This is a genomic window from Exiguobacterium sp. s133 (assembly GCF_018618595.1).
In the GTDB taxonomy this organism is placed as follows: domain Bacteria; phylum Bacillota; class Bacilli; order Exiguobacteriales; family Exiguobacteriaceae; genus Exiguobacterium_A; species Exiguobacterium_A oxidotolerans.
In genome coordinates this window covers 18,838-31,204 of the sequence record NZ_JACSMK010000012.1, presented here as the reverse complement: position 1 = coordinate 31,204, position 12,367 = coordinate 18,838, and the positions used below count along the sequence as shown (strand labels likewise).

Genomic DNA, 12,367 nt, shown 5'->3' with positions numbered 1-12,367 from the left:
ATTACCTATCTCTAGGCTTCTACCGATATCAGTTCAGTTTATTACTCTTAGGTTTCCCTAAGAGACGGCTCATATTGTTTACCGCGTCAGTTGATGCACTCCTGCGAGTTGTTTCCCTAATCCCTGTTGTTGGGCGTTAGAGAGGGTATTCCATTTTTTAGATAGGTCTCCCATAATGTCACCGAATTTACGAGTCGAACCATCTGCTTCGTAAACAGCGATATTAATTTCTTTAAGTGCTTCTACCGAACCACCCATTGTAATACGTGAGAAAATTGTTTTCATGGCATTCATTCTGTTACTTTCATATTCTTACGAATACTACTGACTACCAGAAGGTAGCGGAGAAGGTTCTTCTTGAAAGTGTCTTTACACTTGACCTTCTCTCTGCACTTTCATTTTAAGGTTATTGGTGCAGATCAGACTATATCATCAACCGATGCGGATCGGTGCTCTACGTGTAGTCGTTAAGGGGAATGATAACGTTTTGATTGCTCGCTAACCGTTAAACGGATTTGCTATCAATCTTCCCTTGGGGTTACGTTCCTCAACGCTTTCCCCGATATAGTAGAGTTATTCGAAATCGATTACTCGATTAAGCGGCATTTTGTTTACCGACTGTTGCCCCTGAATCACGTGTTACTTCTTGGATAGCAGAAATATAACCAAGTAATTCATCCATGCTAACTCCGTATAGATTTGCCGCTGCTGCAGCTTTCCCCATACCAGTCGCTAGATCTTTTGTAGTTGTGCTGAAGGAATTATCGACCTCGTTCATTTTATCAATGATGCTCATTGATTCTTCAGCTTTTACATTAAACACACTCATACCAGTGATGAGTGTAGCGGACATTTCTTCTGGTGATAAATCAGATACGTTCGATGCGATCGTCGCAGTCTTAGTCAATGCCTGAAGTTGTTGCATTGTATAGTCACCAGACTTAGCGAGGTTTTCCATCGCGTAGTTGATGTCTGTAACTGTCTTCCCGAGTTCTTTTGCTAAATCAATATTCCCGCGAAGTAATTCATCAAAGTTTGTATCGGCGTTCATAACACGCTTCAAGTTTGTCATTTGTGTGTCTACTTCAATAATAACTTGATACATCGATTGTAAGGCTTGAATCGGAGCGTAAAATGCAGTACTTGCAGCCATCCATACAGGGAACTTTTCGAACGCGGTACGCATCGCGTATCCTACTGTATCTGTTGCACCACGAAGGTCTTTAATCTCGTTCTTTAATCCAATTGCACGAGCACGAATTTGAGCCAGGTGGTCAGCGTAAGAAACAAGCTGTCTGTTTCCGTCCGCGTTAACCACTTCGAATACTAATGGTTTCCCGTTGTCGATTGCATGCTGCATTTGACGTTTTGCTTCAGTTAATTCTTGCTGAAGGTCATCGTAGAGCTTCTTGCGACTACCTTTGAGACCACGACTAAATGATTGACGAATTTCAGCGAGAACAGACTCTTGACTCGCAATGAGGCTGCGAATCTTGTTTTCATCCGTAACTTGACCAGTACCACCCGAATGAATCGACTCAATCTCATTCTTTGTTTTTTTGACTTCGCGACGAATTTCGTCAAGTTCAGATAGAGTCTCAGCGTTGTTAATTTTAATCTCAAGATTATTTAATTCGCCCAGTTCTTGTTGAGTGAGATTAAGCTTGTCGTAAATATCATTTAAACCATTGACCATTTGTTGCTTTTTACTGCTAAACTCTTTCTCAGTTCCAGTCATTCCACGAAGTAAATCACCGAACTCTTGCTTGAACTCGTTGATACCAGATCCATTAGGGTCTAACGTCAATTGAGCAAGTTGTTGCTTCATTTGCTGAATCTTAGCAGGGTCGATTCCTGAATACGCACCCTGTAACTCAAGATCGTTGATTCGACGCATATAACGCTCTACGTCTTTTAGGATACGAATATCAGCCGCTGCCGCATTGATATCGAAGAAGATAGCTGAATTGTTTTCAGGTGTAACTGACTTACGAATCCGCTCACGAAGCTTCTTGATTTCGGCGTCCGGTAGTAATCCTTGTGCCTCTAGCCAATCGACACGTGCTAACGCCGCAGGAATCTGTTGGAAAGCTGCTTTCATTGCACGAATCTTTTGTTCGATAGCTTTCTTGTCGTCTACTGAAGACGCACCTTCCATTTGCTTCTCAAGGTCTTGCATGAGCTTCGCTCGGTTCTTACCTAACTTAACTCCAGAGCGTTCCAAGTTAGCCATCAAACTATTTAGTTCATCAGCTTCCTTGCGAACAGTTTTCATCATTTGTTTTTGGTCGAATACTTCAGCTAATTTCTTGCCTTTCTCTTCGACACGAGAAAGTGCTTCTTCAATTTTTGCAAAGTCATCTGCATTATTGAAATCGAGTTTATCCATCATTTTCTGAATGAATTTCATCTCTGATTCTAATTCTGTTCGATCACCTTTATTGTTGAAACGTGCTTTCTTATATTTTTCAATTTGTTCATTGATGGACTGTTGACGCTTAACAAGCTTTTCTTGTTCTTTATTTACTTTGTCATAGTCCTTACGAATAACTTCGTTCGACTTATGTAAGACCTGAACAATCTCTTGGCTTGATTCGTCCAGCATATCGCTAAACTTATAGAACTCTTTTTTTACGTTTCCGAACACATCGGCAAACTCAACTTCAAAACCATTCAATGTTCCATCGCCAAGGTTCTTAGCAATCGACTTTCTGATTCTTCCTCCGGCCGCTTGGATATTCCGTTCGACTTCAGCCATATCTTTATAGATTTGGTCAGTCTGAGCACCAGTATCAATCCGACTAGATTGTCGTGGTTGCTGTGATTCAGACGGTTTACGAGTCGAAGCATTAGAACCTACCGATTGGGTACTTTGGAGATTGGTATTGATTTTTACTGGTTCTTTGAAGATGTTTTCGATTGTTTTGCGAGATTGCTTTGCAGCAGATTCTATTTCTCGCAACATTTGTGTTACAGCTTGCCGATGTTCTCGACGCGCACCCTTGAGTGCTGACGTATATACAGTGACGATCTTCTTCGTTTGCTTGGCAATAGCGTCCTCAATGTCTTCTGTCATCGACTTCATGATCGCCTCAAAGTTTTTCGTGTCGGCAGTAAATACGAGATTTACTTTCGAGACCTGTTTCTGAATCTCTTTGATTGCCTCATTGACGTTACTTTTGGTAACGGTTTTGTCAACGTCGAAATTCATGACTAATGAATAATTGTATGGACTTTGTGCCATGATCTAACCGCCTTTTACTCAATTAATTTTTGATAAATAAAAAAGCACCAACCCGAAGGTCAGTGCTTTGCTTAATAGTATTATTAATTTAAAATGTAGACTTTCTTTTTGTAATCATATTTAAAAGGAAGAGAATATTTTGTCTTACCAGTAGAACTTTGTGTATTGTAGTAAATCCATGTTTCTTTCTTGGAATATTCTACTTTATTTTTGCCGACCACTTCTCCGACTTTCGAATAGTCGCGAGTGTAATGACTAACAAAAACACCGAGTCCTTTTCCTGAGACTGATTTGTCTACAGTCGTTAGAGTCGTTCCTTCTTTTGGCTTCTTCCCTTTATAGAAAGATTTAGAAGAAGGTTTTGTAGGCTCATAGCTCTTTTCGACTACATATAAAGTGTTTCCCTTTTGCTTAGTCTTCATGATGATCGACATACGGTACTCAAAAAGGTTTCCTTTAGATTTTTTCTTTGGATAATAGACAAAATGATAGTATTTGTAATCTTTTTGAATGTCTTTTACAAGAAACTTGCTATTCAATGTTTTAACGTTATTCTCTTCTTTAAGATGTGATTTATAACTCTTGCCATAGATGGATTTCGCAACATCTGTTACTGTCATACCAAGCTTTATACGTTTATAAGACTCATATTCCTTTGAGGCTGCATTTGCTTGATTTGGTAACATTAATGTTAATGATAATAATAATGTTAATGTTACTATTGATGTGCTTGTTTTTGTTAACAAACTTGTTATTGTTAATGAGTGCCTATTGTTAACATCCTTATTCATATAAATATCCCCTTCTATTGTATTGAATATGAATATTATACCCTTATTTTAGGTCATAAAATCCGTATTTTACAATAAGAGGGGAGCGTCAATTAATTAATTGCTTCGTCAATTTTGTCGTACAAGAGAGAATGCGCGACTGCCTCTTGGCCACTAAGTTCGATTTCTGAATTGTCGATAGCATCTAATACAATCGCCAACTCTTCTTTAAACTTTTCGTGATCAATCGTAATGGACTCGCTACGTAGAATCTTTAACTCAGACATGAAGGCTTCTTCGTCCTCAAAGTCATACGTTTCGATCATTTCGCCATCTACTTCGACTTTGATTTTAACAAGCTCTTCATTTTCGTCTGCAAGTGCATATTCTTTCAAAAGAAGCTGCTCTTCCTTTGCATATGCGTCAATATGATTTTCGACTTCACCGAGCAACCGCATACGGAGACGGCTTGATTTACCTTTTAGTTTAAAACTTGCTAGAATGTCCCGAACCGGTGCGAGCTCTGTTTTCATAAACTTTAATTCTTTCATCGTGTACTCTCCTTAGAATAGATCTGATACATCGTCCTTCGAATCGTCTACGATGTAGATTTGTGTTGTTGAAATGTCATTGTGTCCAAGTAGGGCAGCAATCTGATTAATATCTTTTCCTTCATGTACTGCAGCGTTCGTTGCACGACTCGAACGGAATAAGTGAGGGTGAACCCGACGGCCGACGATAGGAGCGAATACATCTCGACACCAATCGTTAAATGCAGCAGGTTGAAGTGGAGCGACCTTCTGACCACGACGACTAACAAATAATTCTGCTACTTCATCTTCCCCACGCACTTCTAACCATTTCTTCATATATCCCATTGCGCGTTCATCAAATGTGAATGTACGAACCTTTCCTTCGAGGCCACGGCCTTTAGCACGAATATCATGTGTCTTATAATAATTAGCCCCTTCTTTAGCTGGAGCATAATCAACCACTTCTTTTCGTACTTGAGCTGATTCTGAACGACGGCAACCCGTAGAATAGGTAAACCAGAGATAAGCAAGCTTCTGCCAGTCTTCCCGACGTTCGAGTTCATCGCTTAACTTTTGCAGTTCATCAACTGTCAAAGGTTTCTTCTCGTGAATCTTCGTACTAGGTACAGACGGGATAGCGCGAGAGAAGATATTTCGGAATGATGGATATTCGTCTTCATAATACAACTCGACGAACCCACACATACTTGAGACGACTGATCGTTTGAATTTAATAGCTGCTGAACCTAATCCTTGTTTGATTAAAAAGTTCTGATACCCAAGAGCATCACGAGCCTTTAATTTGTGCAAAGGTTTGTTTCCTGAATATTTCTTAACCCACCAGAAGAACTGACGTACACCGCTACGATACTGCTTAAGTGTGTGCGTCGATAAGTGAAGCTGATTTAAAAATTGTTCGGCTACTTCTTGGTTAAATTCGTTAACCTGTTCCCACATATCCTCTGTGACGATAGTGAGTTTGTTTTCTTGTTTCATGACGTTCCTTTCCGCCAATAAAAAAGAGAACCCTAGAACGGATTCTCTTTCATGACTTTGTTATCGGTGTTATTAAATCCACGCTGCCCGATGAGGGTGGGGAAGTATTTAGATACTTCTGCTAGGACTTCTTTCATGAATGGACGTGGGAGTTCGTGTCGATAAATCCAACTCTTCTTCCAGGTGTATCCTTGACCAGTCTCGATGATTGGTGTCAGGTATGTGTTGTTATTTTCATAAACACCATGGACTGAGTCGTAATCACGACCCATCGCCATATTGGTTGTTGTAACTGTTTGTTTCTTAGGGTCAAAAATGACCTTGATACTACTTTCTGCAGCGAGGCCACCACGACCACCAACTGTTCTTGAATAGCGCCGTTGGTACTGTGTCGGGTTATATCTTTCGTAAACATGTTCTTCAACGCTTTGACTTGCGATGCGTTTTAATACTTTTTTGTACTTATCCGGTTGAACAATTGCTTTAAAGGGTGCGTCCGACAGAGCGGCCATCAACTCTTTATGGTTGTGAATCTGAATATCAGGCATTAGCTAATCGTAGACGAGCGACCTCTTCATTGAAGATCGGCAACTCACTATTGATAGTTTCAATCATCTTTTGCATGTGACTCATTTCAGCAATTTGTTTGTATCGACCGGTCATCCGTTCATAGACTTTTTGGATTTCGTCTTGAGGGAAAGAAAGTGAGATTTTCTCATAATATTCATTACGTGTTAAGTTCTGCATAAACTGAATCAGTTTATCGACGGTGAACGATTCGAATTCCTCCGGGTAATCAAGAGAAGAGAACTCTCGGATTACATGAACCATAATGACATGATCCATAAATTCAGGTTCTAACATGTCTTCAATACCTTGTTCTTGAATCTGTCCTACGACCTCAAAAATCTCACCTAGAATCTTGTCGATTCGGGCAGGTGAAAATGTTGGGTGGATGTCGATGAAAATCTCATTTTCTTTCAACCAAACACGTTCCGTTTGATCGTATAGTTGATTCAGCTTGTCGAAATCTGTCATAACGACATTTAATGGTTTTTGTGCTGCCATAATCAACAACTCCTTATTCTCTAAAAAAAGTAACGGACACCTAGAAAGATGTCCGTCCTATGTACTACTTGTTTTAATTATTGGTACATTGTGATTTTCATGAGTTCTTTCGAACCAGGACGTTTAAGAGCACGAAGTTTGAACTCGAATGTTACTGGTTCGCCATCTGGAGCGAAAGCCAGGTTGAAAGCAGAGTCGAATTTTGCTCGTGGAATTTCAAGTTGAGCAGGAGCTTCAACTTCTTGATCACCTGAGACGATACGAGTGAAGTAATCGCCAGTAACGCGGTATGTTTTGTTAGCAAACTTATCATCAGAAACAACGATTTGTTCACCGACTGTAACTTCCATCTCGAAGTGAACTGTTACTTTAGCGTCAGCAGGAAGCTCAGAGTTAGCAACTTTGATTGACTTAGAAGCAGTATCGTAAGAGAATTTGCCAGCATCAGTAGCTGTCACAGCCGTAGCTGTATAAGCAAGCGCTTTTCGTTCTCCTGCGATTGTTACATATACAAGCATATCTGCAGGTGTTTTAGGAGTGCCATCAATAGTAATACTGAAGACGCCAGTTCCCGATTGCTTTGGAGCAGCGAGGTTATTGATTTTACGGATAGTACCTTTGTTTCCAGCAGAGAATTTTTTCAAAGATGTACCCATTCGAGCAGCAAACAATTCAGGAAGCAAGAGAGCATCCGTACATGTGATGTTGATGTCACGTTGTGATTCGAAAATTGTATAGAGACCATTCCCACGGCCGCCACGAAGGTCAGTTGCTTCAGCAGATCCCTCTACTGATGCTGATTTAAGTGAGTCGATTACGAAAGCAGGGAATTCTTTACCTGTTGTTACGTCTGTTTCCCAGAACGTCATATCGACGATATCGCGAAGTGCATGTTGGTTCATTGTTTATTTTCCTCCAGTAGTGTCGGACTTAGATTCCGACCAGTGTTTATTGTCTTTAATTTCAGCACCATGAGCAGCAAACATCATATTAAGGTCATACGCCTCAATCTCGATAAGCTTCCCAAGGTGGTCTTTCAGTTGATACACGTTAAGATCGCCTACATTAGAGTAGGTGATGGTATGGGATTTCGAGCATACAGCAGAGATGATGTCACAAAGCACATCTTCAAAAGTCTGTCCGCCGCCATTCTTGGCTTTGTTACGTGCTTCTTCAGCTTTCTTTTGTTTTTCCCAAATTTCTTTCGCTTTTGGATGGGTGAAAACTGGTTCAACTTCACTCGCTGTATTAAGATCGTTCATCTCTAAGACGAGAAGACGAATACTTTCCCATAACTCACTTGTGAGAGGTTGTCCTTGGATCGTGATACCTTTGGCTTGCATTTCTCCATCCTCATTTAGAAAAATGGATTCAGAAAAGTCTTGATTGAAATATGTCTTTAGAACAAGCATGGCCGGTTCTTTAAAATCACTTTCTTGTCTGAGTACGACGTCGATAAATGTGATGTCTGCCAATTCTTCTTCCGGTATGTTGGAATCCTTAAAGAACTCTTTAGTGTCCGTCATAAAGATGACCATCATTGAGTTATATAGTTCGTAACTCATCGCGACAATTTCATTGATTGTAGGGTAGTGAATCTCAATTCCCCCGCGATTCAAAGAACTGCCGTTCAAAATACAAAGACGGTCATAGGGGGTCATATGTTCATTCATCGTGAACGAACCCTCGCTCTACCACGAAGTGTCGCCACGAACACGATTCGATGACCAATATAACCAGGAGAAATCGAGCCAATCGGCTCACTCCCGTCAAACTTTAAGCGTCCAATGCCAACCTTTTGATCGGAAGGGCGGTCGAACCGTCCTAACTGCCGGTCGTTGAATGCCTTAATCAGGTAATCAACAGCCATTTCAAGCTGATAGTTGATGGCATAGTCTTCGTGCATGATGACATCGAATACAACGTCTTGATCGTCAAAATCAGGGTTGTTGACGCCATTTGAACGTCTACCCATAAAGAAAAGAACACGTCCGATAGGATTGACCGTTAAGTCGTCCGTCTTAGGCGTGTTCTTAATATGAGTATTAATCAGCGCCCACTTCTCATCGATATCGTCATTGTCGAGCAATGATGGTTTCGATTCATCGAGTGGGTCGTCTCCGTCAAACTCAGGGACGTAATGCAGGATACGAAGAAGTTCTTCGTCTCCCGTTAAAGCTTGGCCAATTACAATTGCTAAATCTCTTGTCTCCATTAGTTGTCACCTTCTGTTCGCTTGATTAGTCGTTTAATTATGGAGAGGCACTTAAATACCTCTGACTTCATATCTTCGACCAAAACGTCTTCAAAGAGTGAGATGTCATAAACAGACTCAAGAATAGCGATGATACTAACGACCTCTTGTTGGTCAGATACGTCTTCGATATGATAAAGCGCCCCTTCAATCTCAAGGATTAAAGAAGCGATATGTCGAGGAAGACCTTCGTTTTTTTCTTCGTAAAGAGGGAGTATCTTATATGTCTTAGGAATCAAAGTCTTTATGTAGATTTCATAAACCTTTTTATGCATCGTCTGCACCTCACGCTTTCCGTTCGGCTTCCACTGTAACGATTCCTCGTTGTCCATTTTCTGTGTTCGTATAGTCTAGATAGGTCACGATATAAGTGACACCCATGAACATAAACTCACTCAAGTCTTTTAAATAGCCATTGTTCTGCGTGTATTGAACCATGAAGCGCAATTGGCTTTTCGGACTATTGATAGGAGCGTATACCGATGTATCTTCACTAGACTCTTTGTTGTACGCATGGAACGCAATAGGAACGCTTTTTTTCACTTTTTCATCTCGATAAATCGGTTGACCCAGTGAACCACGTTTGCCAGTATCGACCTTTGTGATCGTCTCAATCTCAATCGTTGATGTTGCCAGTCGTGCGTAATGAGCTTCATAGAAAGGATTCTCTCTCGAAGGAGAGGTGATTAAATACTTGTTCCCATTGCTCGCTAGTAAGTCACCGATATAGATCTGCCCGATTACAGACAAGACGTTCTTGTCATACATTGTTTTCTGAGACTGAATAATGACCTGTGTCGCAAATTCAATCGGCTGCCCATTTTCATAACGCAAAACAGATACCGATTTTGTTTCAGGTGACATAGCGATTATTTCTGTCATCGTTTGTTGTGTATGACTTAAGAAGACATCTTGCTCAAAGCCTGATAGCTGGTCATAGCTGTCATTATTCGAATTATCGAACCACGATTTATTCTCTACTTCAAACATTAGTAATCCTCGTCATACGAGGTAGGAAGTAGTTTCGACATCAATGATTCGACATCCGATTTGACAGATTCGTATTGCATTTGAACAACTCGTTTTGTGTCGCCCATAGATGTGAGTGAGATGTCTTTACCGACGATGTTATTGATTTTATTAATTCGATCACGTTCTCGACCCAAATATTCCAGGTACATGATACGACCTAGCAAGTAGATTTCTTGTTTGCTAATCTCGTCAAGAAACTCGCCTGTATCCGAGATGTTTAATGAATACAGGTCTGTTTCGAATCGAGCAAGTGCATTGTTGAAATACTGCTGCCGTAAGCCTGGATCAATAGGGGAGCGCGTGTCGAATTGAGAGTGAAATACCTCGACAACGTTTTGGTAGTTCATCACACCCACTCCTTTGTTATTGAACTTTTAGCTGAAAGCTCTTTCCAGTGTATTCTTCGACAAATTGAATCTTGTCATAATCATTAAGTTTCACCTTTTGGGCGACTTCAAGAAGCTTCGTTTTCTCTGCTTCTGTCTTAATGTTGTCGTTGATCTTTTCTTCGAATTTATCCTGTGTCTTAAGAGCTAAAATAGCTTTGATCTCTTTTTCGGTCATAACTTTTTGTGGCTTCTCTTTCGTCTCGAAGTCGAGGAACTGGCGAACATCGGCGTCTTGAATAAACAGACGAGCGTTCGTTCCAGATCCATCTACTCCGGTAAACTGACGATTACCACTAAATACTTGTGCTTGAATCTCTTCGACAGTCAGGAGGGTGACAGCCCCTTTAGCGATCTTGACGTCACCATTCCCGATTTGCCGAGCAAAATAAACAGGCCATGCACAAAGGTTCTCTACTTTAACTTTTTTATCCATTGCAATTTCCATATAAAATTCCCCTTTTACTCACAAGATATTATGTACTAATTAACTTAAAAATCAAAGACCTTCGAGGTTTGTATCAGCGATGACACCGACTGTTTGGATTGCGTAAGGGTCAACCAATGCTCCGATTTCGAGGTCGAAACGAGTGTACTCTTGACCAGTTGCAACGTCGTTCCCTGACATTGTTGTTACTTCACCACGACGGATAACATGGAATGGTACTGATTGTCCTTGTGGGATAGCGAACAACAAGTTCTCTGGTAAGTACAATTCGAAGTTCGAGCCGTCTGGAAGCAATTTAGTGAAGTTGTAAGCGTTCGGGATTTCAACGATTCCAGCACCTTTGTAGCTAGAGACCATACCAGTACGGTTGATTTCTTCAAGGATAGCGTCAGAAATACGAGCAGAACCAGGAGTACCAGCGATTTGAGCGAAACCAACGTGATCAGCAATCTGAGAAACCATTGCGTAGTCACCAAGTAAGTTAACACGGCCATAACGTTGAACGTCACGGATGATTTCATCAAGAGCAGCTTTAGTAAGACCAGCAGTTTCTTTGTAATATTTTACTCCACCGAGTGCTTTGAATTGTGTGAACCATTCGTTCATGACATAACCAGTAGCAGCGTTCAAGAGGTCAGTGACAACTTGGTCAACGTGCTCATTGATTTTGTCGAGGTTTCCGTTTTGCATTTCGCGGTAGTTGATAGCGAAACCAGAAGAAATCGTGATTGTTCCAACGAGACTGTCTTTTTTCTCAAGCGTACCGAACGCTACATCACCTTGTGAAGCTTGCTTACGTGCTTCAGCGATTGAGTGTTTGTAAGTTTGAACGACAGGTTGGTCTGTGTAACCGATTTTTTTGTATTGACCTAAGAAGTTGAATAACTCAAGGCGTTCGAGCAAACGAGGTTGAACAACCCAACGAAGCAATTCGTTAAATTCAGCACGAGCCATGATGTCTCCGTCTGCAGCAGAAGCACAGAGTTCTTTGATTTTCGCTTCAGCGACTGGAGCTTTTTCGCCGAAAGAATCGAGTGAATCGCCTTTAAGCATAGAGTTGAATACTTCAACGATTACAGCTTTATTTTTTTTCTTAAACTTGTCAGCAGCAATGTTGCTGTTGATTTCATGTGTGAGTTTCATCTAGAAAATTCCTCCTATAATTAAGCGCCGCGAACGATCGCGATTACGCCTTTTCCTGCTAATGTATTTAGTGCTGTTACTTCGAGATAGAGCGCATAACCAGTTACGTCAGCAGCTTTCTTCCATTTACCAGTTACGTCAGCAACAAGTTTGTCACCTTTAACGCGAGCTTCGTCAGCCAATGCTTTACCGCCAAGTTCAACTTCGAGGCCTTGAAGATCAGCTAAACGGAATGCACGAACGTGTGCGTCTTTAGCGACTTCGACATCTTCTTTAGCGAAGAGTGATGGTTGATCGTCAATGTTAGCAACGACGTGAAGTTCTTTACCTTTTGCTTCAGCGAGAACTGGAAGTTTTGATTTACCTGCTTGTTTGTCTAAGATGATTGCGTGACCTTGTAAAAGTGCTACGTCTGCAACAGTCGTAGGGTCGTTTTTGACTGCTTTGAAGCCGCCAATTGTATGTAGCTTGAACGCCATGTGATAGTTCCTCC

16 protein-coding genes are annotated in these 12,367 nt (G+C 41.0%); all 16 read right to left on the bottom strand.

Annotated features, from left to right (window positions below; genetic code table 11):
- Positions 1–78: 78 nt before the first annotated feature.
- The 16 genes from KNP96_RS13945 to KNP96_RS13870 all read right to left on the bottom strand — a co-directional run bounded on the left by KNP96_RS13945 (position 79) and on the right by KNP96_RS13870 (position 12,353).
- The gene (locus tag KNP96_RS13945) at positions 79–294 is read right to left on the bottom strand and encodes a phage tail tape measure protein (RefSeq protein ID WP_214771268.1); all 216 of its coding nucleotides are present in this window, start codon (positions 292–294) and stop codon (positions 79–81) included.
- Positions 295–595: 301 nt separating this feature from the next.
- Positions 596–3,244, bottom strand: coding sequence for a phage tail tape measure protein (locus KNP96_RS13940; protein WP_214771266.1), 2,649 nt, complete (start codon positions 3,242–3,244; stop codon positions 596–598).
- 83 nt (positions 3,245–3,327) lie between these two features.
- On the bottom strand, positions 3,328–4,035 hold the full coding sequence (locus KNP96_RS13935; protein ID WP_214771264.1) for a hypothetical protein: 708 nt from the start codon (positions 4,033–4,035) through the stop codon (positions 3,328–3,330).
- Positions 4,036–4,127: 92 nt separating this feature from the next.
- Entirely contained in the window at positions 4,128–4,565 is a 438-nt protein-coding gene (locus tag KNP96_RS13930) for a hypothetical protein (RefSeq protein ID WP_214771262.1), read from the bottom strand.
- Positions 4,566–4,577: 12 nt separating this feature from the next.
- Complete coding sequence (locus KNP96_RS13925; protein ID WP_214771260.1) at positions 4,578–5,543, bottom strand: tyrosine-type recombinase/integrase; 966 nt, start codon at positions 5,541–5,543, stop codon at positions 4,578–4,580.
- Positions 5,544–5,575: 32 nt separating this feature from the next.
- The gene (locus KNP96_RS13920; protein ID WP_214771258.1) at positions 5,576–6,091 is read right to left on the bottom strand and encodes a hypothetical protein; all 516 of its coding nucleotides are present in this window, start codon (positions 6,089–6,091) and stop codon (positions 5,576–5,578) included.
- Positions 6,084–6,611 (bottom strand): hypothetical protein, encoded by a 528-nt coding sequence (locus tag KNP96_RS13915; protein WP_214771256.1) that lies wholly within the window; start codon positions 6,609–6,611, stop codon positions 6,084–6,086. The genes KNP96_RS13920 and KNP96_RS13915 overlap by 8 nt, the downstream gene beginning before the upstream one ends.
- A gap of 77 nt (positions 6,612–6,688) precedes the next feature.
- Positions 6,689–7,513: a hypothetical protein gene (locus KNP96_RS13910; RefSeq protein ID WP_214771253.1), complete on the bottom strand. Its 825-nt coding sequence runs from the start codon at positions 7,511–7,513 to the stop codon at positions 6,689–6,691.
- A gap of 3 nt (positions 7,514–7,516) precedes the next feature.
- Positions 7,517–8,284, bottom strand: a complete 768-nt coding sequence (locus KNP96_RS13905) for a hypothetical protein (protein WP_214771251.1) — start codon at positions 8,282–8,284, stop codon at positions 7,517–7,519.
- Complete coding sequence (locus KNP96_RS13900) at positions 8,281–8,826, bottom strand: hypothetical protein (RefSeq protein WP_214771249.1); 546 nt, start codon at positions 8,824–8,826, stop codon at positions 8,281–8,283. The genes KNP96_RS13905 and KNP96_RS13900 overlap by 4 nt, the downstream gene beginning before the upstream one ends.
- Positions 8,826–9,140 (bottom strand): hypothetical protein, encoded by a 315-nt coding sequence (locus KNP96_RS13895; RefSeq protein ID WP_214771247.1) that lies wholly within the window; start codon positions 9,138–9,140, stop codon positions 8,826–8,828. Before KNP96_RS13895 ends, KNP96_RS13900 begins: the two co-directional genes overlap by 1 nt.
- Positions 9,141–9,150: 10 nt before the next feature.
- The gene (locus tag KNP96_RS13890; protein ID WP_214771245.1) at positions 9,151–9,855 is read right to left on the bottom strand and encodes a hypothetical protein; all 705 of its coding nucleotides are present in this window, start codon (positions 9,853–9,855) and stop codon (positions 9,151–9,153) included.
- Complete coding sequence (locus KNP96_RS13885; RefSeq protein WP_214771243.1) at positions 9,855–10,244, bottom strand: hypothetical protein; 390 nt, start codon at positions 10,242–10,244, stop codon at positions 9,855–9,857. The genes KNP96_RS13890 and KNP96_RS13885 overlap by 1 nt, the downstream gene beginning before the upstream one ends.
- Positions 10,245–10,260: 16 nt before the next feature.
- Positions 10,261–10,731 carry a hypothetical protein gene (locus tag KNP96_RS13880; RefSeq protein WP_214771241.1) on the bottom strand — a complete coding sequence of 157 codons (471 nt, stop codon included), beginning with the start codon at positions 10,729–10,731 and terminating at the stop codon, positions 10,261–10,263.
- Between the two features lie 51 nt (positions 10,732–10,782).
- Positions 10,783–11,874 (bottom strand): hypothetical protein, encoded by a 1,092-nt coding sequence (locus KNP96_RS13875; protein ID WP_214771239.1) that lies wholly within the window; start codon positions 11,872–11,874, stop codon positions 10,783–10,785.
- Between the two features lie 20 nt (positions 11,875–11,894).
- On the bottom strand, positions 11,895–12,353 hold the full coding sequence (locus tag KNP96_RS13870) for a hypothetical protein (RefSeq protein WP_214771236.1): 459 nt from the start codon (positions 12,351–12,353) through the stop codon (positions 11,895–11,897).
- Positions 12,354–12,367 lie beyond the last annotated feature (14 nt).